Source organism: Alteromonas sp. ISO5, from assembly GCF_058105165.1.
On the sequence record NZ_CM176572.1, the window covers coordinates 1841083 to 1865790 of the forward strand.

Sequence of the window (24708 nt, forward strand, 5' to 3'; positions counted from 1 at the left end):
CGCAAGCAAATAGCATTGCGGCAGCGGTTACCTGGGTCTGTCCTGCTCAGGACGATTGTGTAAAAAACTGGCAAAGCGGGGAACGCCATGTTTTGTCAGCCCATAGTATTTATAGGTGACCCAGCTTCCTATCGGTGGCGGTGACTGGCGCTGTGCCAGGTTAAACCCGCTGCCAATTTTAAATTGCCGGCCCTGCCGGGTTTCCACCAGCAGTGAACCCATCATGCCTTTAAACTTACCTTTGCCGGGCAGGTGAGCGAGTACTTTGGCTTCGTCATCCTGATAGCGTTTGGCTTTTAATAATCCCGGGTTGCGTCCCTGCTGATAGTAAGCCTGACGATGATGGAGCATGAGCCCTTCAGCACCTTGTTGGGTAAATTTATCCAGTGCATCTTCCAGCGCGGGCAACGAATCCAGTCTGAATTGTCTAATCAGTTTCAGGCTGGGATTATTCGTTTGGGTTATTAGCTTTTGCATCCGCTTGACGCGGTCCTCGAAGGGCAGGTTTTTAACAGGTATGTCAAACACCATCATTTTAATTTCCTGCCAACGTTCATCAGGGTGATCACTCAGCACGATGGATGCGATTTCTTCAAAGTTGCGCCGTTTGCTCCACAGTTCGCCGTCCATGGGCTCCGGCGGCCAGTTGCGGGTAAACCAGGTGGGTGGGTGAATAAGGTTACCATTACGGGTAATAAGTGTAGTGCCTGTCCAGCGAGCGCGAATGCCGTCGAGCTTTTCACTCACCAGGTAGTCACCAATGACGATGTCGCCTGTATAGGTTTGAGCCAGTTGCAGCGGCGCCGTCTGGGCGGTTGAAGCGGCAACGAAAAGCGCGCTGAGTAGGAACATCAGTAGTCGGATAATCATGGTCAGCCCAGGGTAAAACTAGCAGTGTAGTGTGTTTAGGACACCGGTAAACTGGGCCTTGGGATAGTTTAGTGTTGATGGCTGGTGAGATAACGTTTAAGGCTTTTTGGCGTAACACCGGTTTGCCGTTTCACTACGCGGGACAAATGGCTTTGATCGCTAAACCCTGCGGCATCGGCAATATCGATGAGTTTTTGCCCTTTTGTCAGCAGTTCGCGAACGCGTTGTATACGGCAGGATTCAATATAGCGATGGACCGAGGTATAAAATGACTGGCGAAATGCCCGGGCAAAGTGAAATTCGCTCAGTCCTACCGTACTGGCAATGTCTGCAATGCTGATGGAACGATGCAGGTTGTCTTCAATATATTGCCTTACCGTTTTTTTGCTGCGTAAACTCAAACCGCCAAAAATACGCGCTTTTTGTGCTAGCCGGTGCGACTGCATTGTGCACAACTCGGCAAATACTTCCTGTACCACCGATTGGATGCGAAGCTGTTGAATGGCGTCCTGCCAGTCCTGCGGCTGGCCTAATTGCTGTAGGATCGCTGCGAGCTTAGCATGGTGTAAAAAAGACCGGTCCGCCAGACTGAATAACCGCGGCTCAAGATCCAGTTCCCGGGCAATAAACGCTCGCAGATGGTTGTCGGTAAAATATACGTGAGTAAACTCAAAGCGCCCCTGTATTTCCCATACCGATTCCTGTTGTTGGGGGATAATGCAAATAGCATGCTTGAAACCATTACGCTGCGGTTGGTGCCCATCCAGGCGATAGGTTTGTTCGCCACCCGCGGTGTAAAGCGAGAGCGTATGCACTTCATCAGTATGATAACTCACTCTGTCCAGTTCATTTTGCCAGGCGGCAAGGCGAATATTGGAGGGCAGGCGTAATTCCCCTCTGAGTGTGGCGTTGGAATGGGATAGGGTGTCGAAGATGGCCTGTTTCATCATTGCACTATTATTCATCAACGCTGGCAGTGAGCAAAGAATAATTTGGCGGCGGGCACGGTGAAGTCCAAAAATAACCGCAGGATTGTCCCAAAATGTCAGGAATGTCCCAGTTTGTTTGTACTGCCAGCGTTATGCTCACGGCTTTCTTTTTCTGCGAGTAAAACTGATGACGCTATTTTTATATGTATTAACCGTCGCCATTTGGGGGACCACCTGGCTGGCTATTTATTATCAGCTGGGCAATGTGGATATTGTAGTGTCGGTATTTTATCGGTTTGGGTTGGCTACAGCGATGATGATCCCATTGGTGATGCTGCTAAAAAAAGGGCGGATTGGCAGCCACCACGATCAGTTGTTTTTTGTTGCTCAGGGAGCCTGCCTGTTCTCGCTGAATTTCATCTGTTTTTATTATGCTACCCGCTATATTCCTTCTGGTCTGGTATCCGTCATCTTTTGCCTTGCTACGCTCTATAACGCTATAAACGGCCGGATATTCTTCAAAACCAGGGTAGAGAGCTATGTCTGGCTGGCGTCATTGTTTGGCGTAATTGGTCTGGCTTTGTTAATGGCACCGGAAATTCGTTTGGATGACAGTTGGCTCTCTACACTTAAAGGTTGTGGTTTGGCGGCCCTGGGGACTCTGTTCTTTTCGTTTGGTAATATGATTTCAGTTCGCCATGGTAAGGCGGGTATCACACCGTTACAAAGTAATATGTGGGCCATGATGTATGGCACCGTATTGTTACTGGCTATCTGTTTGGTTCGAGGAGTGCCTTTTGCCTGGGGGGCTGGCGCCGAGTACACTTTTAGCCTGCTCTATCTAGCGTTGTTTGGCTCCGTGATTGGCTTCACGGCTTATCTTTCTTTGGTCAGTCGCGTTGGACCTGGGACTGCGGCTTATACCACCGTCCTCTTTCCGGTGGTCGCGCTGAGCTTGTCTGCCCTGTATGAAGGCTACCACTGGACACATAGCAGCTCCGCTGGTCTCTTGCTGATCCTGATTGGCAACTACTTAATGATCAACAAAGGGAGATGGTTTATACGGTTTGCAGGCGTTCGAACGTAAGATGCGATTCCGGGAAGCCAGTTGATAAAGCGGGAGATAACAGAAGTTACGACTTTTACGTTTTATTATGAAGTTAACACTAAATTTACTTATTCGCTGACGAGCTAAATCCACAGTGATAGGCTCGCCCATGATGTGTTAGCCATTGGAGAGTTACGTGCGAATTGTAGTCTGCTTATTGTTATTGATCAGCGCCCGGGTGATGGCAGTACCGGATTTTAGCGGAGAGGACGGCTATCGTCTTTGGCAGCGTTATAATGTGATTGATGCGGCATTACCGGCTGCGCGTCTGAACGTGGTTGGTCGCACCGAGACCCACAATATAATCCGCGATGAATTTCGCCGCGCATTTGCTAACCGGGTGGGTCAGTCCAATGGCACCTTGCTGGTACAGAAGCTTAACCAGACGCTTCAGTCTCGCTTCAACCTGCAGGCTGATGTAACATCAAAACTGGGCGATGAAGGCTTTATTCTTAAGCGTCACGGTAACGATATCCTGATCACCGCAAAAACGGATATTGGTTTATTGTATGGCAGTTATCACCTGTTACGTTTGGTGTTTACTCAACAGCCACTGGATTCGTTGTCGGTACTGCAAAACCCCAAAATTCAACGTCGCTTATTGAATCACTGGGATGACCTCGACCGTCATACAGAGCGTGGTTATGCTGGTGAATCGATTTTTGACTGGCATCGCCTGCCGCTTGATAAAGACCAGCGTTATTATGATTATGCCAGAGCGAATGCAAGCATTGGTATTAATGGCATGGTGCCGCTAAATGTTAACGCTAATGCGCTGATATTGACCCCCATGTATTTGCAGAAGGTCAAAGCCCTCGCCGACATTGTGCGTCCTTATGGCATCAAAATGTACTTGTCGATCAAGTTTAGCTCGCCACAACAGTTAGACGGGCTGGATACCTCAGATCCGCTCGACCCACAGGTTAAGCAGTGGTGGAAAAAGAAGGCGGCGGAAATTTATCAGCTAATCCCTGACTTTGGTGGCTTTCTGGTGAAAGCCAACTCAGAAGGGCAGCCGGGCCCCGGCGATTACGGCCGCACTCATGCCCAGGGCGCGAATATGCTGGCTAGCGCATTAAAGCCCTATGGCGGCGTGGTGTTCTGGCGAGCTTTTGTGTATGCCAATGACCCGGTCAAAGAGCGCAGTCTGCAGGCTTATGATGAGTTTGTGCCATTGGACGGTAAGTTTATGGACAACGTGATTGTGCAGGTGAAAAACGGCCCTATCGATTTTCAGCCGCGCGAGCCTTTCAGTCCGATGTTTGGCGCTACGCCAGAAACTCCGCTGGCCATGGAGCTGCAAATTACCCAGGAATACCTCGGCTTTTCCACTCACTTAGCCTATTTGGGCACCTTGTTTAAAGAGGCCATGGATGCTGATACTCACGTTAAAGGCCCGGGCTCAACCGTGGCTAAGGTGGTGGATGGTTCGTTGTATAACTATCAGCTTACCGGCATCGCAGGGGTAGCTAATACTGGTATGCAGCGTAACTGGACCGGTCATATCTTTGCCCAGTCTAACTGGTATGCATTTGGCCGTTTAGCCTGGGATCACACATTAAGTGCGCAGCAGATCGCCAATGAGTGGATCAAGCAAACCCTTACCGTGCAACCGCAGGCCGTCCGGCAGGTGGAAGCCATAATGATGCCCTCGCGAGAGTATGTAGTGGAATACATGACACCGCTTGGCTTGCATCACCTGATGGACTCCGGTCACCACTACGGGCCGGGTCCGTGGGTAGATAACCTCGGGCGGGCAGACTGGAATCCTGTGTACTACCATCGCGCTGATAAACAGGGAATTGGGCTGGACCGCACTGCTTCGGGCACGAATGCTATCAGCCAGTATGCGCCCTACTGGCAACAGAAGTTTGCTAATCCGGACACTACACCGAAGGAGTTGTTGTTGTGGTTTCATCATTTGCCGTGGGATTACCAACTGGCGAATGGCGAGACGTTATGGAACGAACTGGTTGGATATTATTACCGCGGCGTAGATGGCGTCAGCGATATGCAACAGCGCTGGCAACAGGTAAAGCCCTACATTGATGCCAACCAGTTTCGTCAGGTTGAAATGGCCCTGAGCATACAATATCAGGAAGCGAAATGGTGGCGCGATGCCAGCGTACTGTATTTCCAGATGTTCTCTGAACGCCCTATTCCTGCCGGTCTGCCACAACCTCAAGGCAGTCTGAAAGAGTATCAGTCGCGCAAATTCCCTTACGCGCCGGGTCAGGGATAAGCCTTACCTCTGTTTGTTAAACTTCAAAGCGGTGATGCGGGAAACCCTGTCACCGCTTTTTTTTATATTTGACATACGGCAAAACACATATATGATAATTTACATATGTGATTTTCCGGATGTGTTGAATGATGCCATTACAACTTTTCAAATGCCTGTCGGATAACACCCGATTGCAGTCGGTGTTGCTGATAAGTCACTTTGGGGAAGCTTGTGTCTGCGATCTCATTGCAGCGCTGGAGCTCGACCAGCCTAAGGTGTCCCGTCATCTGGCAGAGCTGCGTCGCTGCGGCATTTTGCAGGATGAACGACGTGGTAAGTGGGTGTATTACCGACTGCACCAGGATTTGCCTGAGTGGGCGCTGGATATTATCCGCCTGGCCGCTGAGAATAATCAGTCTTACTTTAGTTCCGCCATCGATAAACTTCATCAGTACCGGCAGCAAGGGCCGGGCTGTCAGTAACCACGCATTAAGCAAAGGTCCGCCATGAAAATTCTGTATATTTGTACCCATAATCGTTGCCGTAGCATCTTGTCTGAAGCCATCACTAACCATGTGGCCGGTGATAAAATCATTGCCAGGAGTGCCGGCAGTCAGCCATCCGGTGTGGTGCATCCGCTTTCTTTACAGTATCTCACTGAAGCAGGGATCCCTACTGAAGGCCTAACCAGCCAGTCGTGGGATGAGTTTGAAGCTTTTGCGCCGGATGTGGTGGTTACCGTGTGTGACTCAGCAGCCGGCGAAACCTGCCCGGTGTGGTTCGGAAAATCCGTAAAAGTGCACTGGGGACTGAGCGATCCCTCCAAGGTGGAAGGCAGCGACGAGCAAAAAGCGGCGGCTTTCCGCGCCTGTATCAGCGAAATCACTAAACGGGTTAACAAGCTGTTGCCGGTGGCAGAGAAAAGCGCGTCACCCGCCGAACTCAAAGCCGCGCTGACGGCACTGGGAGCGCAATAATGAGCGTCGAAGATACTTCACTGCCTAATATTGATGCGTCGCAACTGGATATTCCCAGTTTTGAAAAATGTCAGAGCGCAGCTGCTCAGCATGCACCGCGTATATTGTTACTTTACGGTTCGCTCCGTAAACGCTCCTTCAGCCGACTAGTAGTGGAAGAGTGTGCCCGGCTGCTTATCCGGATGGGCGCAGAAGTCAAAATCTTTAACCCTGAGGGATTGCCGCAAACCGATACCGAAGATGAAAACCATCCAAAGGTGCAGGAGTTACGTTCGCTAATGATGTGGTCTGAAGGGCAGGTATGGTGTTCACCGGAACGGCACGGCTCCATGACCAGCGTATTTAAGAGTCAGATAGACTGGGTGCCCTTAAGTGTTGGCAGTGTGCGCCCCACCCAGGGCAAAACCCTGGCGGTGATGCAGGTGTGTGGCGGTTCTCAGTCGTTTAACGTGGTGAATCAATTGCGGGTACTTGGTCGCTGGATGCGGATGGTGACAATTCCCAATCAGTCGAGTGTGGCCAAGGCTTTTATGGAGTTTGACGAAAACGACAGAATGAAGCCTTCGTCCTACTACAATCGCATTGTCGATGTGATGGAAGAGCTAATGAAGTTTACCCTGCTGCTGCGCACTAACAAAGAGTACTTTGTCGACCGTTATTCAGAGCGGGTGGAGTCGGCTGAAAAGCTCAGCGAGCGGGTTAACCAGCGGTCTATTTAGGGAGTCTGAGTATGGGATTATTTGAACGTTACTTGTCGGTATGGGTCGGGCTCGCCATTCTCGGTGGTATTGCACTGGGCAGCCTCTCTCCAGACATGTTTGCGGCCATCGCCGCTATTGAGTACGCCCACGTTAATCTGGTGATTGCGGTACTGATTTGGCTGATGATCTATCCGATGATGGTACAGATCGATTTCTCATCCTTAAAGAATGTGGGCGAAAAGCCAAAAGGATTGGCGCTAACCCTGATCATTAACTGGTTGGTAAAACCGTTTACCATGGCGCTGCTTGGCTGGTTATTCTTTAAAGGTATTTTTGCCGACTGGGTCGATCCGCAAACCGCCAGTGAGTACATTGCCGGTATGATTTTGTTAGGCGTAGCGCCCTGTACCGCCATGGTGTTCGTGTGGAGTCAGCTCACCAAAGGGGACGCTAATTACACCCTGGTACAGGTGTCTATCAACGACATTATCATGATTTTCGTTTTTGCTCCTATCGCTGGCATGCTGCTGGGGGTTACCGACATTACCGTGCCCTGGGATACGCTGTTTTTATCCGTGTTATTGTATGTGCTGATCCCCCTGGTGGCCGGTGCTATAACTCGTAACAAGCTGGATAAGGGAGATGATCACTCCCGGTTAAATCAGTTTCTTGCCACCATGAAACCCTGGTCAATCATTGGTTTGCTGGCAACCGTGGTGTTGTTATTTGGCTTTCAGTCAGAAACCATTCTTAACAAGCCTCAGGCGATAGTATTGATTGCTATTCCGCTGCTCATTCAGACTTACGGCATATTTGCCATAGCCTATTTCATTGCCAAGCAGCTCAGGTTGCCGCACAACGTGGCTGCACCGGCGTGTATGATTGGTACGTCTAACTTCTTTGAGCTGGCGGTTGCAGTAGCCATTTCGTTGTTTGGTCTGCATTCTGGTGCGGCACTGGCCACCGTGGTGGGCGTACTGGTGGAAGTGCCGGTGATGCTGTCGTTAGTCTGGTTTGCCAACCGCACACGACATTGGTTTGGCTGACCAAGGGCCCGCAAGCTCTGCTCAGAATGTGAATTTCTGTATGTAGTTAAGGTGAGAACCACTTCGACTGGTTGTGCGACCGATAACATAAATACTGCTGTCCAGCGAGGTACTGGCGTTGTGTCGGCTGAGTTTAAAAGGCAGCCCGGTCTCAGCCCATTGGCCGGTGTTAAAGTCGTAGCGAAGCGTTTTTGCCAGCTCGTCGTAGTTGCCAAAGGTGTAGAGGCTGTTGTGAATTACCGCCATCGAATGAGCGCCTGTTGCAATCGGTAATGGAGGCATCTCGCGCCATTGCGATGACCCCGGGGTGAATTGGTAAAAACTCTTACTCGGTTTACCGTCATAACCGCCGACGATGTATATGTTGCCCTGGTGGGCAATCGCTTTGGTTGAAATGGCGGCAGGCATATCCGGGAGCACTGTCCATACGCCGTTATTGGTGTCGAAGACGCTAAACCAGGCAACATTCTGTAACCCTTTTTCCGCCCGTATGCGCGAACGCAGCAGGGACAAAGTCCTGCGTCCAAGTTCCGTAGGTTAACCAACCCAATCCAAATAAAGGGGTCAGAGTACATTATTGCCGAAACAATAATGTACTCTGACCCCTTTATTTTTCGTTTGTATTTCACTTTAATTTTACCCGGGTAATATTGATTTAATGTTGAGCATTTGCTATTTTTACCCCGGTAAAATTAATCGAGAAATAAAAATCATGAGTAGCACCTATATTGCGATACATAATAAGTCGCTGATCGCGCAGGGGGAGTTGCCGGCGGTTATTCGCGACGCATTAAAGCAGTTCCCCGACGCAGAACCTTATCTATACAAACTGGACAATGGCAAGCGGGTGGACATTGACTGGCGCGGCGATGCCGAAGAGGTCATCCGACGCTTGCCTGCAGCACTGGTCCCGCCAGCCAAAAAGCGCGGTCGTCCCAAGCTTGGCGTGATCTCAAAAGAAGTCACCCTACTCCCTGAGCATTGGGAGTGGTTGTCAGTGCAACGAGGCGGCGCCTCCACTACGTTGCGGCGATTGATTGACTCGGCCATGAGTCGCATGGCACCGGCCCAGGAAAGACGCATTAAGCAAGATCAGCTGTACAGCATGATGCGGGTATTTGAGGATGAGGCCGGCTTCGAAGCCGCTTCGCGGGCCCTTTATCGCCTCGATGAAACGGCGTTTATGCAGGCGATAGCCAATTGGCCAGAGGCGCTGCAGGCAATATATCAGGACAAGTTTAAACGCTTGCTAATCATAGGAAATGACTCTCATGACGGTACAAACTAGCCACAATCCCTACGTTAGCCCGCCGCTAACGCAGGTATTTTTGAAAACTGCGTTGCCGATTATTCTGATGATGGTGGTGAGCGGTTCGCTGAATCTGGTGGACGCCTATTTTATCGGTGTATTTGTGGGGGCCGATGCGTTGGCGGCGGTGACTGCGATGTTTCCACTGTTTATGGTGTTGATTGCATTGTCGACCTGGATTGCCAGCGGTTTCGCCAGTGTGATGGCCCGCCTGAGTGGTGCCGGCCAGCATGACGACGCGCGAAACGCCTATGCTCAGGCACTCACACTGGCGCTGGTTATCAGCGTTATCCTGCTGACGGTCTTTAGCCTGACCGGTCAGGCGCTGGCGCTGGCCAGTAATAATGGCAATCAGGCGCAGGCAGCAATGAGTTTTACTTATATGAGCATTATTATGGTCGGTGCGCCGCTGATTTTCTGGCTGGGGGTTGCTTCAGACAGTTTGCGCAGTGAGGGACATATCGGTTTTATTGCGCTGGTTTCGCTGTTAACGACTGTGGGTAACGGCGTTATGAATTACGTTTTTATCGTGCTTTTGGAGCTGGGCGTGGCCGGTTCCTCGTATGGTACCATTGCCGCGCAAATCATTGCTTTAGGGGCGGTGTGGGGGTTTCGCAGCAGTCACAAAAACCGTCTCGGCATACCATTCTTTGCATTAACGGCGGTGCACAACCGATGGCGCGAGTTTTTGTCACTGGGCGCACCTTCTAGCCTGACCTATGTTGGTGTGGCACTGACATCCGGGGCTATTCTGTTTAGTCTGCAGCAATGGTTGCCTTACAGCTACGAAGTAACCGTAAGCGCTTATGGTGTGATTACCCGGGTCATGACCTTTATTTATTTGCCGTTACTTGGGCTGGGTCTTGCCATGCAAAGTATTGTGGGGAATAACGTCGGCGCGGAGCAATTTCAGCGGTCTAATCGCAGTTTGTGTATTGCCGTTGGTGTTGCCCTGCTTTACGGCGGGGTTACAGAAGCGTTACTGTGGTGGCTGCGCGCCGATATCGGGGGGTTATTTGTTGACGATCCGGCGGTGACAAATGAAATAGCCAGATTGCTGCCCGTAGTGAGCCTGGCGTTATTCCTGCTGGGGCCATTAATGCTGATCAGCTTTTATTTTCAAAGTATCGGTGACGCCAGACGGGCGGGTATACTAAGTATTGCCAAAACCTACCTGTTTGCCCTGCCACTAATTTTTGTGTTGCCGTTGCTGTGGGGAGAATGGGGGATCTGGTATGCAGGGCCGGCGGCCGAATTTCTCGCTCTGTTGCTCACCGGTGGCATATTGTACCATCGTGCTATACAGGGCAACCATCGCTTTGGTTTATTGTATGTAGTGAATCAACCTGAGTCACAATCCATCAAGCAAGAGGCGATATGAGCAAAGACAATGACAGCTACAAACAGGGGCTGAGAATACGGCGCGAAGTCATGGGCGATGCTCATGTGAATAGGGCCATGAATAACGCCTCTGAGTTCAGCCAGCCGCTGCAGGATATGGTGATCCGTAACGCCTGGGGCGAAACCTGGGTACGCGACGGTATTAATAAACAAACCCGCAGTCTGGTCACTATTGCTACGCTGGCTGCGCTTAAAGCCTCTACCGAGCTTAAAGGCCACGTAAGAGGCGCGCTGCGCAACGGCTGCAGTGTGGCGGAAATACAGGAAGTCCTGCTGCACTCTGCCGTCTATTGTGGCATGCCGGCAGGGATTGAGGCGTTCCGCGCTGCGGAAGAGGCTATACTGGCCTGGCAGGCTGAAAATGACTAGCTGGAGCTGAAACCTGTTGATTGAATAGGCTGGCAAGCGGTTGTTATTGAGTTCAATGCATGAATTACACCCAGCAGTAGCCTGAGCTTTAATCTGAAGCTACAGTAAGTAATATGCAAGTTAACTAAATAAAAACAGGGTTATAAGGATATCTTAACGATGCTAACCGCTGCCGCGAAACCTTTTGTAAAGCTGGTAGAGAAATACCTTCCGGATCCCTTCGTTTTTGTTTTAGCGTTAACCCTTCTGGTCATTGGGGCGGCAGTGGTGCTGCAACAGCAACCCGTAACCCAGGTTTTAGAGTACTGGGGGGGAGGCTTCTGGAGTCTGCTCACATTCTCAATGCAAATGTTATTAGTTCTGGTGTCAGGCCATATGCTGGCTAGCACTGTGCTTGTGAAGAATGCACTGAATATACTCGCTCGTCTGGCTGCCACGCCCGGTAAAGCAATCATCCTGGTAACCCTGGTATCCATGTTGGCGAGCTGGCTTAACTGGGGTTTTGGGCTGGTCGTTGGTGCATTATTTGCCAAAGCCATAGCACGTCGAATCGAGGTGGATTATCGCTTACTGGTCGCCAGTGCCTACTCTAGTTTTGTGGTGTGGCATGGTGGACTGGCTGGGTCCGTTCCTTTGACTATAGCGACTCCCGGCCATTTTACCGAAGATTTGATTGGTGTTGTCAGCACTAGCGACACCTTGTTCTCGCCGTTGAATTTGATAATACTGGCGATCCTGATTGTGATCATGCCTGCCGTAAACAGAGCGATGATGCCGGCGGAAACTGACCGGATATATGTTGATCCTAAGCGGCTGGATGAACCTGAACCACCAGTTCCATCCGGGGATCTACGCCCAGCGGAAAAACTTGAGCGTAACCCTACACTGGCAATTTTGGCCGGGCTGGCGGGGATTATTTATCTTTGTCTGTACTTCACCGAGGGCGGCACGCTAAACCTTAATATTATAAACTTTTTATTTCTGTTTCTGGCTATTGTATTACACGGTACGCCCGAGCGTTTATTGCATAGCATGCAGCAGGCGATTCAGGGAGCCAGTGGGATTGTACTGCAGTTCCCTTTCTACGCAGGGATTATGGCGGTAATGGTTCAATCGGGTCTGGCCAGAGACTTATCGCAATGGCTAATTAGTGCCGCCACCACAGATACACTGGCGCTCTATAGTTTTCTTAGTGCAGGTATCGTTAATATGTTAATTCCATCTGGTGGTGGTCAATGGGCGGTGCAGGCGCCTGTTGTGTTACCCGCTGCCCTCGAACTGGGTACAGATGTGAGTAAAGTGGCCATGGCGGTGGCATGGGGAGATGCCTGGACAAACTTAATCCAACCATTCTGGGCGCTTCCGGTGCTGGCCATTGCGGGCTTAAAAGCTAAAGACATAATGGGTTTTTGTCTTGTACAGCTTATCATTACAGGTATCATAATCAGCGCTGTGTTAATGGTATTGTAATCAGTTTCTCCTCGCCGACAGATTGAAACCTCTACAAATCCTTTGTCAAAGTTGACATGCAACTTGCAGTGCCCGGTATCTTAAAGCAAGATATAACTACTTCTTAACTTGAGTTTTTTGTCAATGCAGCAACCCATTTTCATTATAGGTACGCAGCGTTCCGGTACTACGCTTTTAACCCGAATGTTGTCGGCACACCCTGAACTATTTATTCAAAATGAAATGGGTACTTACGGCGTTTTTGATAAGCCTTACACTACTGAAGTTTTGCACGGCAGAATAACTGGACGGTTGCGGGATAGGTATTCTATTGATGTCACATCGCTGGAGTCGAAAGGTATTCAGTGGGGCTGGAAAGATCCGATGTTAACGCCACACCTTGACGAACTAGCCGAGCATTATCCGGACAGTAAATTTATAGTGATAATTCGCGACCCGCGTGCAGTTGTTGCCTCGTATATAGATAATGCCTGGGGGCTTGGTACTACGCCTTATACCGGGGCTTTACGTTGGCAGGATGAAGTTACCACACAGCTGGATTTTTGCCGTGCTCATCAGCGCCGATGCTTATGGTTTACCTACGAAAACCTGATAGAAAACAACCAGCAGGTTTTAACCAGGATCTGCGAATTTCTGGGCGTAGACTTCGATCAGGGTATGCTCGAATATTATAAAAAGCCGTTAGAGTTCGGCCAGAACCGCTCCAATATGAATACCCGGAAACCTATTGAAAAGTCGAGCTTATCCAAGTGGAAAGCGGCGTTTTCACCACGCCAGATAGGCATTATTAACAATGTGTGCCAGGACGTGATGAGCGATCTCAATTACACCGATATGGCGGACCTTAGTACTCGCATCGGCAGCCTCGAAAAAAGCTACTATGCGTTACACCAAAAAATTATGGGTGAACTGCAACTGCAGTATCAGTTACGTAAGGCGCGACGCAATGCCAAAAAGTAGCGTTGGGTCGCGCGCCTAATCCTGGTTAATAGCAAATAATATTGTGAAAAACGGTGTGGTCAGAGCGGGCTTTATAAGTATGCGGTTGGTCGGCAAAGAAACGCAGACTTTGTCCCGCTTTTAGCTCGTGCCACGCATTATCAAAATACACCGACAGCTCGCCATTTAGCACATGAACATGTTCAATCACGCCGGTGGCGTGAGGGTCGGATTGTTGTTCATGAAAATTAAGCAGGCTGACTTCCATCACTTCCATTCGCGTATCATCACGATACGCAAAGATAGCTTTGACCTTCATATTCGGATCTTCAGGAAAAGTCTCGTCGCTGGTTTTTTCGTCTGTATTGGTGGCAAAAAATGCAGAAAAAGAGGCATCTAAACCACTGGCGATTTTCCACAATGTTGAAATCGTCGGGCTCGATTCCTGCCGCTCTATCTGACCAAGCATTGCCTTGGAAACACCGGTTAATTTAGCTACCGCATCCAGACTCAGGCCCTGGGCGTTGCGTAATGCCTTTAAATGTTGCGCGATATGTTGTTTGAATTCTTGTTCTGCCATAACGAAATAATTGTTTGTGCGCTATAACGCACAGTGGTATGGTGGGTTGTCGTTGTGCAGTATAACGCACAACAGGACTCAGGTCTGATAATTGTTACATAAAGCAGGAAGGCCCACACCGGCCGGTGCAGGTAACGCAGTGAGCATCAATTATTTTTTCGGGAAACAGGTTTATGAAGTCATTGATCAGTAACTTTGAGCGTTACCCTCTTACTTTTGGGGTGACACCAATCGAGTATTTGCCACGCCTGAGTGAGGCGCTCGGTGGCAAGGTTGATATCTATGCCAAGCGTGAGGATTGCAATTCCGGTCTGGCACTGGGGGGCAATAAGCTCAGAAAGCTCGAGTACATTGTGCCCGACGCCCTGGCCAGCGGTGCGGATACCCTGGTGTCGATTGGTGGCGTACAGTCTAATCATACCCGCATGGTCGCCGCTACGGCGGCAAAGATTGGCATGAAGTGTGTCGTCGTGCAGGAAAAATGGGTGCCTCATTATGATGCGGTTTACGACCGGGTCGGCAATATCCAGTTAACGCGCCTGATGGGTGCTGATAGTCGCTTAGTGGACGACGGTTTTGATATTGGTATTCGTGACAGCTGGCAGCAGGCCATTCAGTCGGTTAAGGATGCTGGTGGTAAGCCTTATGCCATCCCAGCCGGAGCGTCGGTGCATAAGTACGGAGCGCTGGGTTACATCGGCTTTGCCGAAGAAGTGATTGCGCAGGAAAAAGAACTGGGGTTTAAGTTTGACTATATCGTGGTGTGCGTTGTTACGGGCTCTACCCAGGGCGGTATGATTGTAGGCTTCGCTAATCATGACCGTGCCGATACGGTAATTGGTATTGACGCTTCTGGCACCGTGGCTCAAACCCGTGAGCAGGTTACCAGCATTGTGAATAAGACGGCAGAGTTGGTTAGTTTAGGGCGCGAAGTTCGTGAAGATGAAATCGTAATTAACCCGGATTACGCCTATCCGGCTTACGGCGTACCATCAGATGAAACGAATGAAGCGATCCGTCTGGCAGCAAAAACAGAAGCGATGATCACCGACCCGGTCTATGAAGGAAAGTCGATGCAGGGACTGATTGATCTGACTAAGAAAGGCTTCTTTCCGGAAGGGTCAAAAGTACTTTATGCGCACCTGGGCGGCGCTCCGGCACTTAACGGTTACAGTTACCACTATAAAGACGGTTAGGAGGTATGCGCAGAAGATGAAGCAAAGGCGTGCCTCTAAGCAATGGCGCTCGTTAACGGGGAAGTCGGGCAACAGAGTTTCTGGCCACAATTGTGGCCAGATCTTGATAAGAGATATCTGCATCAAGTTGTTTACCCTGTGCGTAATCTAATGCCAGACTGGCTGCTTGTTAGGCCATCCACGCGATAGTATATTCATGGTGGTTAACTTAGCGCGACAACATTGCGCCTGCAGCACATGTTCTGCCATCATTCGCTCGCCGGCTATATTATCCAGCCATACACAGCGATGTTTGATAGCGTCAATATAGCGGTTGATCAGCACAACGCCAGGGGCCTGTCGCGCCAGCTGAATCAGAGTGTCGTCATCGAGAAATCTGGCGTGAACCGCGATGGCTTTTTATCCGGTGATTCAGCAGTGTATCAATCGCCTTCAACTCGATATCAGCATGCACTGAGCCGGAGTTCATTAATAGTTGCGAGTTGGCTTTACGTGCCACTTTTTCGATGGCATCGGTATAGGTGGCAAAAAAACGAGTCCATTAGCTTTGCCAGCACCAGCCCCATAGATGTGCTTTTTTGTGTGACCAACGCCGCGCATTATTGTTGGGTCCATAGCCCATTTTTTCATGACCGCTTTCACGTGCTTGCGAGTTTTCGAGCCAACCTTTGGACCATTATTAATCACACGTGAAACGGTAGCGGGGAAACGTTTGCTGCTTCGGCAATATCCTTGATGGTTGTCATTTATCTTCCGTCATTGAATGGGGTAAGGCACTTTTGCATATTCGCGCCTATGACGGGACTACTTTTAAAATGCTGCAAGGCAAACATATTTACTGCAATTCCCGGGACTTCATCAGTCCCTTCAGGCCGCTACCATAATGCTCTGGGCAGCTATTGTGTTGGATTAGTTTTTGTATTGTACTGAGCCAGTGATTTTTGCTTTACTTTCGCCTGAAACAAGCATAAATTCGCCGCCAATTTCATCTCTGCAGTTTCTACCACCTCATTCTTATTCTTCGGTAGCGCAGTGTTTCTTATGGATTCTAAAATGGTCGATGTTGCATCTGGCAATACACCCGGCAGCCCCCTTGTGCCTGTTTTAGGGTTGTCTTTCTTTGCAGTGGCCTCTGGTTTTTTAATGAGCCTGATTCCGCTTTCGTTAAAAGTTAATGGGTTGCCGTCAACGCTGGCGCCTTGGCTGGCGTCGGTCTTTTATCTGGGCTTGCTGATTGGTGCTTTTACCATACAGCGAATTGTGAGGGTATCCGGTCACCGGATTGCCTTTATCGCATTTCTATTGCTACTCACGTTAACGGTTGCGGTTCAGGTGGTCTGGCCTGCTGAAGCTGCCTGGCTGGCGGCGCGTTTGGTTGCCGGGGTTGCTGTAGCCGGCGTATTTGTGGTGGTAGAGTCCTGGTTATTAATGACCGATACCGCCAAAGCCAGGGCTAAGCGCCTGGGCCTTTATATGACGTCATTGTATGGCGGCACAGCGGTGGGCCAGCTGGCTATTAAGCCATTAGGTATCGACGGCGCCTTGCCCTATCTATTTGTGATTGGACTGCTGCTTCTGGCAGTGCTGGTCCCCTTGCTGGTTAAATCCGGCCAGCCGCAACAGCACCAGTCTCAGCCGCTGCGTTTAACAGAGTTAAAGGGACTTAGTCGTCCTGCAGTAATGGGCTGTCTGGTATCAGGCTTAGTGCTTGGCCCCATTTATGGTCTTATGCCGCTGTATATCGCAAGAACCAATTATGCGCCGAATACCGGGTTACTGATGGCGGTGATTATTCTTGGCGGTATGCTGGTGCAGCCGCTAGTGAGTTATTTATCGCCCCGTTGTAGCAAACGCTTATTGATGGCCGGTTTTTGTGTCATTGGTGGAATAAGCGTAATGGGCATTGCCTGGGCCGGAGAGTTCGCTGTCATCATAGGCTGCTATTTGTTGCTGGGCGCATGCAGTTTTGCCCTTTACCCGGTGGCCATTGCGCTGGTTTGTGATGGTTTACCCGTTACTAAAATTGTGGCTGCTACCGAATTTATGCTGCTGAGCTACAGCGTTGGCTCGGTAGCGGGCCCGCTAATGGCCGCGAATACCGGCATTGTCAGTCAGGGCTTGCCGGTGTATCTGGCGGTGTGTTTAATTGCTACCAGTTTGTATATGTTGCTCAGTAGCAACCGTCGGGTATCCGCTAACGATACCCAGATGGCTGAGCTATAAACGACATGCTGGCTGTCACTTGATTAAAACTCGTCGAGGTTGTCCTGTAATTGCTTATCGTCGGTTTCCGCAGCGAGTTTCAGGTGCTGTTTTACGGCATCGGTTGCGCTGGTCAGCCGGTAGAGCTGAGCCAGACGAAAGTGAGCCCATTGCTCAGACGGCAGGCCTGTGTCAGCCGGTACTGCCTCGACATATTCCAGTAACGCTTCGATACCTTGCTGAACTGATTGTTTACTAAATACCGCGTTGCGGCCTATCTGGTACAGTGCACTTAGCTTAAAGTGCGCCTCGTCATCATCTATGCTGGCGTTGGTGGCTTGCGTGAATTCAGCCAGTGCCAGTTCGTACTGCTCCCGTTGCTGTAGAACCAGTCCGTGCTGATAATAGAACTCGGCATGGTCAGGGTAGCGTTGTTGGGCGGTGGCCATGGTTTCGGTATAGGCCTTGTTGTCATCGGTCTGGCGGTAGAAGTTTAATTTAGCACGCATACCCGCCTGCTCATCAAGTACCGCAATATCGTTTACCTGTTGCCAGGCCAGTTCCGTGTCGCCGCCGGCAATGCCTGGCGCCCCCAGATAAAACATCATCAGACCATATTTATAATCGGTGTTTTCTGGTTCCAGCGCGGCCGCCTGTTTAAAGCAATCAAGGGATTTACCTGCATAGCTCAGCGCTGAGAAAATCGACTGACTGGCCTGAATGCCCATGACCTGGCCACATAAAAAGTGAACATCAGCGCGTTTAGGGGCGAGTTCGAGAGCTTCTTCAATTTTTTCTTCGGCATCGTCGATGTCGGAGCCCAACATGGTTTGCGCCTGTTCAAGTAACTTATCTACCTGATCTGCTGGTTTTTCGGCTAAGGTTAGATTTGCCGTTAGTAAGCTGCCGGATAGCAGTAAAAGGGTGAGTTTATGCGACATCACTTATATTCCCTGTCGTGTTAATTGGACTCAGGATACGGTTTAGCCGGAGAGGGTAAACAGTGCCAAAAGTCACTTTCCGTTTAAATATGCCTTGCTTCAGACCTGGCTGCTGAAGATGAGCACATCGCCAACTCAAATAAACTCTATATCGTTATTAACGAACTGTTTCGCTGAGCGCTCAAGAATATTGGTTTGATTCCTGCCATTTGATTTTGACAGGTAAAGCGCTTCGTCTGCAACTTCGATCATCAGTGGCACGGCCGGTTGTGTTTTAATTGCTGTACAACCAATGCTCAAAGTGACGTTACCTGAGGGAAACTGGCAAGCCTCAACCGCCAGGCGGAATCGTTCCAGTACCGCCAGGGCACCGTTTTCATTGATTTGGTTAATGATCACCAGAAATTCTTCACCACCATAGCGGAACAAAAAGTCGGAATGGCGGAAGGTCGAGCGTATGATATTGGCAAAGTGGATTAATACCTCGTCGCCGTACAAGTGACCAAATTTATTGTTAATGGTTTTAACGTGGTCAATGTCGAGCAGCGCGATATAGGAATTGAACTCGTTGCCGGTGTTATTTCGATAGAAATCAAGCGCTTGTTAAAAAGCGCTGGGAAGGTCATTATTGTTTATTATCGGCCGGATACGGGTAGCTATACTTCCGAGTTTAATTCCTGCTGTGCTACAGTTAGGGAGATGCACGCCGGGCGAGGTGTTCTGTTGGCCTGAATACTACCCAACAGTTTAGCGCTATTAGCGCTCAGGCACCCAGACTGGAATAGTATAAGTTGGTGAAATAAGGTGTCAACTTAAGCTTTTCAGATGTTTCTTATAATTTCCCATATAAAACAGTTGTTTGTATTGCTCTGCGTCAGTATTTTCTGACCTTTTGCAGAAGCGCCGGGCGTTTGGTTCTTAAACAAGACGGTAATAACTGCCATGCAGAGTTGAATCCCCCGGAGTCAGTGATTATTCTTCCCATATAGCTGTTTATTTTGAGGTTTGCCAATGTGTGAATTGCTCGGTATGAGTGCCAATACGCCCACCGATTTGTGTTTTAGTTTTACCGGACTCACACGCCGAGGCGGTGCAACCGGGCCACACAAAGACGGCTGGGGTGTGGCGTTCTATGAGGGTAAAGGCGTGCGGCTGTTTCACGATCCGGAGCCCTGTGCCACTTCACCCATAGCAGAATTTGTCGGCAAACTACCCATTAAGAGTAAAACTGCTATCTGTCATATTCGTCAGGCTAACGTTGGCAATATTAACCTGGCTAATACGCATCCTTTTGTTCGCGAGTTGTGGGGACGCAACTGGGTATTTGCGCATAACGGCCAGATCCCGGGCTTCTCCCGGCGGGTGGGCATGTACGAAGCCATTGGCGATACCGATAGTGAAGAGCTGTTCTGTGATATTATGAATCAGGTCCGTCACAGCCTGCCCCGGGATGCCATGCCGGGGCAACTGACCCAAACCCTGGTCGCGCTTGCTCAGGAGTATGCCCGTCAGGGCGTGTTTAACTGTTTGCTAAGTAACGGTGACTGGCTGTTTACCTTTTGCAGCACCAAATTGGCTAGTATTACCCGGCGCGCGCCTTTTGGCCCGGCTTGTCTGAAAGACGTGGAAGTAGAAATTGATTTTGCTGCTGAAACTACGCCAAAGGATGTGGTCAGTGTCATTGCCACCGAACCACTGACCAGTGACGAGCAATGGGACGTCTACGAGCGCGGTGAGTGGCGCTTATGGCAGCTTGGCGAAGTGGTTGCCAATGGCAGAGTTGAGGTGCCGGTGCATTCCACAGAAGCGGCGCTGACCAGCCCGAAAAATATGCCCAGGGACTGTGAACCCAGGCCAGGACAGAGTTGAAGCAAGAGTGTTATAAATCGTTACAAATTTGCTGCTTACCTGGCCAGCTTAATAAGGTAGTGTGAAAATCACACAATTATAAGCAGACGGAAAGGCCATGCTCTCAATCACTCAACTTACTAAAACCTACTCTAACGGCGTGCGCGCGCTGGACGGTATTAATCTTAATATCCCCAAAGGTATGTTTGGCTTACTTGGGCCTAATGGCGCCGGTAAATCTTCGCTAATGCGAACTATCGCTACGCTGCAGGCTCCTGACCAGGGCAGTATTGTATTCGACGGTACCGATGTCATCGCCCAGCCCAATGAGCTGCGTCAGCGATTAGGCTATTTGCCACAGGATTTTGGTGTGTATCCGCGAATCAGTGCCGAACGTCTGCTCGATCACCTGGCCGTGCTCAAAGGGTTAAACAATAAAGCTGAACGTAAAGAAGCTGTAGAAGGTTTGTTGGTACATACTAACCTTTGGCAGCACAGAGACAAAGCGGTGAGTGGTTATTCGGGGGGGATGCGCCAGCGATTTGGTATTGCCCAGGCATTATTGGGTGACCCGGATTTGATTATTGTGGATGAGCCCACCGCTGGTTTGGATCCGGAAGAGCGCAATCGCTTTCATAACCTGTTGGTGAGTCTGGGGGAAGACAAGGTCATTATCCTCTCTACCCATATTGTTGATGATGTGTCTGAACTGTGCCCCAACATGGCAGTGCTTGGTCAGGGTAAGATCCTCCTTGAAGGAAACCCCATTGAACTAACTTATCAACTTAAGGGGCGGATCTGGTGCAAGCAGGTCAGCCAGGAAGAGCTCAAGGAAATTGAACAACAGTACAGTCTGATTTCCTCGCGGCTGATTGCCGGTAAACATGTGGTGCATATTATGGCCGATGACGCGCCCGACGGTTTTGAGGCGGCGCCGGCGAATCTTGAAGATGTGTACTTCTCCACGCTTTATGAATCACGTAAAAAATCAGCCCAGGCCGCATAAGGAGCGTTACTATGTTTTGGAAAAGCCTGGCTTTTGAATGGCGCTACTTCTTGCGCCAGCCGTCGTTTACAGTGACTGCTCTGGTGTTCTTTTTACTGCCTTTTATGGCAACCACTACCGACAGCGTGCGCATAGGTGGCGGCGGTAATGTGTTGTACAACGGCAGTTATGCTATCGCTCAGACCGTACTGGTGATGGGCGTTTTCGCACTGTTCTTACTGGTTAATTTTATTGCAGGCACGGCAACCCGTAACCACACTACCAAAATGAGTGAGCTGGTATATACCCGCCCGGTGAATCCGGTCAAATACCAGTTAGGCCGCTTCCTGGGGTCAACGCTGGTGACGCTGACGGTGTTTGCGGCAGTGCCTCTTGGTGTCCTGATTGGTTCGTTGATGCCATGGGTCGATCCGGAACGGATCGGTGCCACCCAGTTGAGTTTTTATTTGACGCCTTTTTTCTACATCATTGTGCCGGGCTTTTTATCCCTCGGCATGATTTTCTTTGCTCTTGCGCAGCGCGTGCGTTCCATGATGGCGGCGTATCTCACGGCATTGGGCATCTTTATTATTTACGTGGTGGGTGGCGTCATTACCAGTGAGCCCGAGTATCGAGACATTGCCGCCTTACTCGACCCCTTTGCACTGCGTACCTTTGGTGAAATCAGCCGTTACTGGACCGTGTTTGATAAAAACGTCACCGCCATCACCCTGGATGGCGTATTACTGCAAAACCGCCTCATCTGGCTGGGCATTGGTGCCGTTACTTTGTTTGCCTTTGGCGGTATCTTCTCGTTCAAATGGCAGCAAGGCAGTAAAAAGGTTAAGCCCACCAAGGCATCCCGAGTGCCTGCTCCCGTGGGCAACCGCATTAGTTACAAAGCCAGTGGCGGCTATCAGTGGAGCAAGTTTGTCACCAACCTGGGGTTTGAAATGCGCCAGGTGTTGTTAAGCCCGGCAATGATCGTGTTGGTACTGTTCAGTATCTTTAACCTGACTTCTCTTTACGCGGTAGCCTACGGCGGCCTGTATGGCACGGATAACTGGCCACTCACGCAGAATATGACCCAGGCCATTGTGGATAACTTCAGCCTTACTATGATGATAGTGGTGATTTATTACAGTGGTGAGATTGTCTGGCGCGAGCGCGGCAGCGGCATGGGCGACATTATCGAGTCTACCCCGGTGTTTAATGCGGTATTCTGGGTCTCCAAGCTGTTTTCCATGTGGGCGGTGCTGGCTGTTCTGTATATCATCGGCATGTTGTTCACCATTTTCTTCCAGCTAACTAAAGGCTATACCAACCTGGAGTTGGGGCTGTATATCACCGAGCTGTTTTATGTTGAGCTGCTACCCTGGATGTGGGTCACCGTGCTGGCGTTCTTTATTCAGGTACTGAGCCCCAATAAGTACATGGGTATGCTAATTACCTCTGCTTACCTCATTTCAACCCTGGTGATGAGTCAGTTGGGTGTGGAGCACAATATGTGGACGTTTGGTAATGCGCCACAGGTATTGTATTCCGATCTCAATGGTTACGGTTGGTTCTTAACCGGATTTAACTGGTATATGTTGTACTGGGGCGCGCTGAGTCTGGCATTGTCTGTAATTGGCTATGGCCTGTGGCAACGCGGTCCGGAAAGCAAGCTGAAAGACCGTTTCAAACTGCTCGGTTATCAGATGGGCAATACCGGTAAGGGCTTGCTGGTCGCCAGCCTGGTAGTGTTTATTGCCACAGGTGGTTATATTCACTACAACACCAAAGTGCTTAACGAGTTTATCGGCCGGGATGAAGGCCTCGACCGTCAGGCCGAGTATGAGCGTCAGTTTGTGCAGTACGAAGACGCCAACATTCCGATTGTGACCAAAACCAATGCGCTGGTGGATATCTATCCTGAAGAGCGACGGATAGAAGCCACTGCTGAGGTTGTGGTTGAGAACAAACGGGATACGCCGATTACCCGTGCGCTGGTGTCTATTCCACGCCATACACCGGAGTGGCATATTGACATCCCCGGTGCCAAAGTAGTGGAAATCATGGACGAGTTTAACTCAGCCTGGCTGGAATTTGACGAGCCCATGATGCCCGGCGATGAGCTGGTGGGCAGTGTGTCAGTAATGCGCGACCATGCCGGCTTCAAAGATCGTGGATTCGATCTGATGGTGGCAGAAAACGGTACCTTCATTAACAACTATGAGTTGTTCCCGGTATTTGGTTTCCGTGGTGACTACCTGATCAGCGACCGACATGAGCGGCGCAAACGGGATCTCCCTGAGCGTCCGCGTGCGAATAAACTGGAAGATACCAGCAAGTACGCACAAAGTTTCTTTGGACCAGGTGTAGGGTTTATTGACTTTGAAACGACTATTTCAACGTCTGCCGATCAAATTGCCATTGCGCCGGGATACCTGCAAAAAGAATGGACCGAGAACGGCCGTCGTTATTTCCATTACAAAATGGATGCGCCGATGGTGGCTTTTTATTCCTTCCTGTCTGCCCGCCACGAGGTCAAACGTGACGAGCATAATGGCGTGAACATCGAAGTGTATTACGATCCAAAACATGCCTGGAACGTGGATATAATGATCCAGAGTGTGAAGGACTCACTGGATTACTTTGAAGCCGAGTTTGGCCCTTATCAGCACAAACAAATGCGCATTATTGAATTTCCGGGCTATCGCTCGTTTGCACAGAGTTTTGCCAACACAGTGCCTTATTCTGAGGTAATTGGCTTTACCGCCGACCTGAGAAACAGTGAAGATATTGATTATGTTTATTATGTTACCGCCCACGAAGTCGCCCACCAGTGGTGGGGTCATCAGCTTGGCGCTGCGGATGTGCAGGGCAGTGCTATCCTGTCGGAAAGTCTGTCACAGTATAGTGCCATTATGGTGCTGCAAAAGCGCTATGGCGAAAACATGATCCGTAAGTTCCTGACCTATGAACTGGACCGCTACTTACGCGGCCGCAGTAGCGAACTGCTTGAGGAAATGCCGTTTATGCGCAGTGAAAACCAGCAGTACATTCACTATCGCAAAGGCTCTGTGGTGATGATGTCGATTCTCGACCGGTTAGGAGAAGAACGACTCAATGCGGCGCTTGAACAGTTAATGTCAGACTTCCGCTTCAAGTCAGACCCGTACCCGACCACGCTGGATCTGCAGGCTGCGCTGAACGCACAAGCCACACCCGAAGAGCAGGCGTTTATCGCCGATATCTTCGAGCAAATCACCCTGTACGATTTGAAAGTGGATAAAGTAGAGACCGTGCCGTTAGAGGAGGGCTTTGAGGTGACCATTACCGTGAGTGGCGCAAAGTACGTCGCCGACGGGCAAGGTATGGAAACCGAACAGCCTCTTGAGGAGTGGGTGGATATTGGCGTATTTAATAGTGACCCGTCGATACTCACCGATGACAGCCAGGTGCTCTACAAAGCCAAACACAAAATTGTCAGCGGCGAAAATACCATCACGGTAACTGTGGCTGAAAAGCCGCTATATGTTGGTGTTGACCCGTTCGTAAAACTTATCGACCGTGATAGCGGGGATAACGTAAAACGGCTTTAATAGCGCAAAGCTGGCTCGAGCGAGCC

General features: G+C 50.1%; 24 protein-coding genes. 17 read left to right on the forward strand and 7 right to left on the reverse strand.

Annotated features, from left to right (window positions below; genetic code table 11):
* Nucleotides 1–27: 27 nt before the first annotated feature.
* Nucleotides 28–870 carry a DNA ligase gene (locus AC2T0J_RS08445; protein ID WP_489809691.1) on the reverse strand — a complete coding sequence of 281 codons (843 nt, stop codon included), beginning with the start codon at nucleotides 868–870 and terminating at the stop codon, nucleotides 28–30.
* Nucleotides 871–938: 68 nt separating this feature from the next.
* Nucleotides 939–1820: a helix-turn-helix transcriptional regulator gene (locus AC2T0J_RS08450; RefSeq protein ID WP_489809692.1), complete on the reverse strand. Its 882-nt coding sequence runs from the start codon at nucleotides 1818–1820 to the stop codon at nucleotides 939–941.
* Between the two features lie 166 nt (nucleotides 1821–1986).
* On the opposite strand from AC2T0J_RS08450, the gene AC2T0J_RS08455 reads away from it, so the two are divergent.
* From AC2T0J_RS08455 to arsB, 6 genes are all read left to right on the forward strand, one after another.
* Nucleotides 1987–2886 carry a DMT family transporter gene (locus AC2T0J_RS08455; protein WP_489809693.1) on the forward strand — a complete coding sequence of 300 codons (900 nt, stop codon included), beginning with the start codon at nucleotides 1987–1989 and terminating at the stop codon, nucleotides 2884–2886.
* A gap of 157 nt (nucleotides 2887–3043) precedes the next feature.
* Nucleotides 3044–5149, forward strand: coding sequence for an alpha-glucuronidase family glycosyl hydrolase (locus tag AC2T0J_RS08460; RefSeq protein WP_489809694.1), 2106 nt, complete (start codon nucleotides 3044–3046; stop codon nucleotides 5147–5149).
* 128 nt (nucleotides 5150–5277) lie between these two features.
* Nucleotides 5278–5613, forward strand: a complete 336-nt coding sequence (locus AC2T0J_RS08465) for a metalloregulator ArsR/SmtB family transcription factor (RefSeq protein ID WP_489809695.1) — start codon at nucleotides 5278–5280, stop codon at nucleotides 5611–5613.
* A 24-nt stretch (nucleotides 5614–5637) separates the two neighbouring features.
* Nucleotides 5638–6108, forward strand: a complete 471-nt coding sequence (locus tag AC2T0J_RS08470; protein WP_489809696.1) for an arsenate reductase ArsC — start codon at nucleotides 5638–5640, stop codon at nucleotides 6106–6108.
* Nucleotides 6108–6827 carry an arsenical resistance protein ArsH gene (gene arsH, locus AC2T0J_RS08475; protein ID WP_489809697.1) on the forward strand — a complete coding sequence of 240 codons (720 nt, stop codon included), beginning with the start codon at nucleotides 6108–6110 and terminating at the stop codon, nucleotides 6825–6827. Before AC2T0J_RS08470 ends, arsH begins: the two co-directional genes overlap by 1 nt.
* Nucleotides 6828–6838: 11 nt before the next feature.
* Nucleotides 6839–7855, forward strand: coding sequence for an ACR3 family arsenite efflux transporter (gene arsB / locus AC2T0J_RS08480; protein ID WP_489809698.1), 1017 nt, complete (start codon nucleotides 6839–6841; stop codon nucleotides 7853–7855).
* 21 nt (nucleotides 7856–7876) lie between these two features.
* Here arsB and AC2T0J_RS08485 read toward each other — a convergent pair whose 3' ends face one another.
* Entirely contained in the window at nucleotides 7877–8368 is a 492-nt protein-coding gene (locus AC2T0J_RS08485) for a Kelch repeat-containing protein (RefSeq protein WP_489809699.1), read from the reverse strand.
* A gap of 199 nt (nucleotides 8369–8567) precedes the next feature.
* Between AC2T0J_RS08485 and AC2T0J_RS08490 the strand changes: the two genes are divergently transcribed.
* From AC2T0J_RS08490 to AC2T0J_RS08510, 5 genes are all read left to right on the forward strand, one after another.
* The gene (locus AC2T0J_RS08490) at nucleotides 8568–9143 is read left to right on the forward strand and encodes a DUF2239 family protein (protein WP_489809700.1); all 576 of its coding nucleotides are present in this window, start codon (nucleotides 8568–8570) and stop codon (nucleotides 9141–9143) included.
* Nucleotides 9127–10545, forward strand: a complete 1419-nt coding sequence (locus AC2T0J_RS08495; RefSeq protein ID WP_489809701.1) for an MATE family efflux transporter — start codon at nucleotides 9127–9129, stop codon at nucleotides 10543–10545. Before AC2T0J_RS08490 ends, AC2T0J_RS08495 begins: the two co-directional genes overlap by 17 nt.
* A complete protein-coding gene (locus AC2T0J_RS08500) occupies nucleotides 10542–10934 on the forward strand; it encodes a carboxymuconolactone decarboxylase family protein (protein ID WP_489809702.1) in 393 nt (130 codons plus the stop codon). The genes AC2T0J_RS08495 and AC2T0J_RS08500 overlap by 4 nt, the downstream gene beginning before the upstream one ends.
* Before the next feature lie 159 nt (nucleotides 10935–11093).
* Complete coding sequence (locus AC2T0J_RS08505) at nucleotides 11094–12404, forward strand: short-chain fatty acid transporter (protein WP_489809703.1); 1311 nt, start codon at nucleotides 11094–11096, stop codon at nucleotides 12402–12404.
* Nucleotides 12405–12527: 123 nt separating this feature from the next.
* Nucleotides 12528–13364 carry a sulfotransferase family protein gene (locus tag AC2T0J_RS08510; RefSeq protein ID WP_489809704.1) on the forward strand — a complete coding sequence of 279 codons (837 nt, stop codon included), beginning with the start codon at nucleotides 12528–12530 and terminating at the stop codon, nucleotides 13362–13364.
* Nucleotides 13365–13389: 25 nt separating this feature from the next.
* Here the strand turns inward: AC2T0J_RS08510 and AC2T0J_RS08515 are convergent, their stop codons facing one another.
* A complete protein-coding gene (locus AC2T0J_RS08515) occupies nucleotides 13390–13923 on the reverse strand; it encodes a helix-turn-helix domain-containing protein (RefSeq protein ID WP_489809705.1) in 534 nt (177 codons plus the stop codon).
* Nucleotides 13924–14096: 173 nt separating this feature from the next.
* Between AC2T0J_RS08515 and AC2T0J_RS08520 the strand changes: the two genes are divergently transcribed.
* The gene (locus AC2T0J_RS08520; RefSeq protein ID WP_489809706.1) at nucleotides 14097–15119 is read left to right on the forward strand and encodes a 1-aminocyclopropane-1-carboxylate deaminase; all 1023 of its coding nucleotides are present in this window, start codon (nucleotides 14097–14099) and stop codon (nucleotides 15117–15119) included.
* A 468-nt stretch (nucleotides 15120–15587) separates the two neighbouring features.
* Here AC2T0J_RS08520 and AC2T0J_RS08525 read toward each other — a convergent pair whose 3' ends face one another.
* Nucleotides 15588–15806, reverse strand: a complete 219-nt coding sequence (locus AC2T0J_RS08525) for a hypothetical protein (protein ID WP_489809707.1) — start codon at nucleotides 15804–15806, stop codon at nucleotides 15588–15590.
* A gap of 366 nt (nucleotides 15807–16172) precedes the next feature.
* Here AC2T0J_RS08525 and AC2T0J_RS08530 point away from each other — a divergent pair, with 366 nt between their 5' ends.
* On the forward strand, nucleotides 16173–17342 hold the full coding sequence (locus AC2T0J_RS08530) for an MFS transporter (protein ID WP_489809708.1): 1170 nt from the start codon (nucleotides 16173–16175) through the stop codon (nucleotides 17340–17342).
* Between the two features lie 23 nt (nucleotides 17343–17365).
* Here AC2T0J_RS08530 and AC2T0J_RS08535 read toward each other — a convergent pair whose 3' ends face one another.
* Both AC2T0J_RS08535 and AC2T0J_RS08540 read right to left on the reverse strand, forming a co-directional pair.
* Nucleotides 17366–18262 (reverse strand): tetratricopeptide repeat protein, encoded by an 897-nt coding sequence (locus AC2T0J_RS08535; RefSeq protein ID WP_489809709.1) that lies wholly within the window; start codon nucleotides 18260–18262, stop codon nucleotides 17366–17368.
* A 135-nt stretch (nucleotides 18263–18397) separates the two neighbouring features.
* A complete protein-coding gene (locus AC2T0J_RS08540; RefSeq protein ID WP_489810307.1) occupies nucleotides 18398–18814 on the reverse strand; it encodes a GGDEF domain-containing protein in 417 nt (138 codons plus the stop codon).
* Here AC2T0J_RS08540 and AC2T0J_RS08545 point away from each other — a divergent pair.
* The 4 genes from AC2T0J_RS08545 to AC2T0J_RS08560 all read left to right on the forward strand — a co-directional run bounded on the left by AC2T0J_RS08545 (nucleotide 18761) and on the right by AC2T0J_RS08560 (nucleotide 24682).
* Nucleotides 18761–18994, forward strand: coding sequence for a hypothetical protein (locus AC2T0J_RS08545; RefSeq protein ID WP_489809710.1), 234 nt, complete (start codon nucleotides 18761–18763; stop codon nucleotides 18992–18994). The two genes, AC2T0J_RS08540 and AC2T0J_RS08545, sit on opposite strands and share 54 nt — an antisense overlap.
* A gap of 279 nt (nucleotides 18995–19273) precedes the next feature.
* Nucleotides 19274–20131, forward strand: a complete 858-nt coding sequence (locus tag AC2T0J_RS08550) for a class II glutamine amidotransferase (RefSeq protein WP_489809711.1) — start codon at nucleotides 19274–19276, stop codon at nucleotides 20129–20131.
* 97 nt (nucleotides 20132–20228) lie between these two features.
* Nucleotides 20229–21116, forward strand: a complete 888-nt coding sequence (locus tag AC2T0J_RS08555; protein ID WP_489809712.1) for an ABC transporter ATP-binding protein — start codon at nucleotides 20229–20231, stop codon at nucleotides 21114–21116.
* An 11-nt stretch (nucleotides 21117–21127) separates the two neighbouring features.
* Nucleotides 21128–24682 carry an ABC transporter permease/M1 family aminopeptidase gene (locus tag AC2T0J_RS08560; RefSeq protein WP_489809713.1) on the forward strand — a complete coding sequence of 1185 codons (3555 nt, stop codon included), beginning with the start codon at nucleotides 21128–21130 and terminating at the stop codon, nucleotides 24680–24682.
* Nucleotides 24683–24708 lie beyond the last annotated feature (26 nt).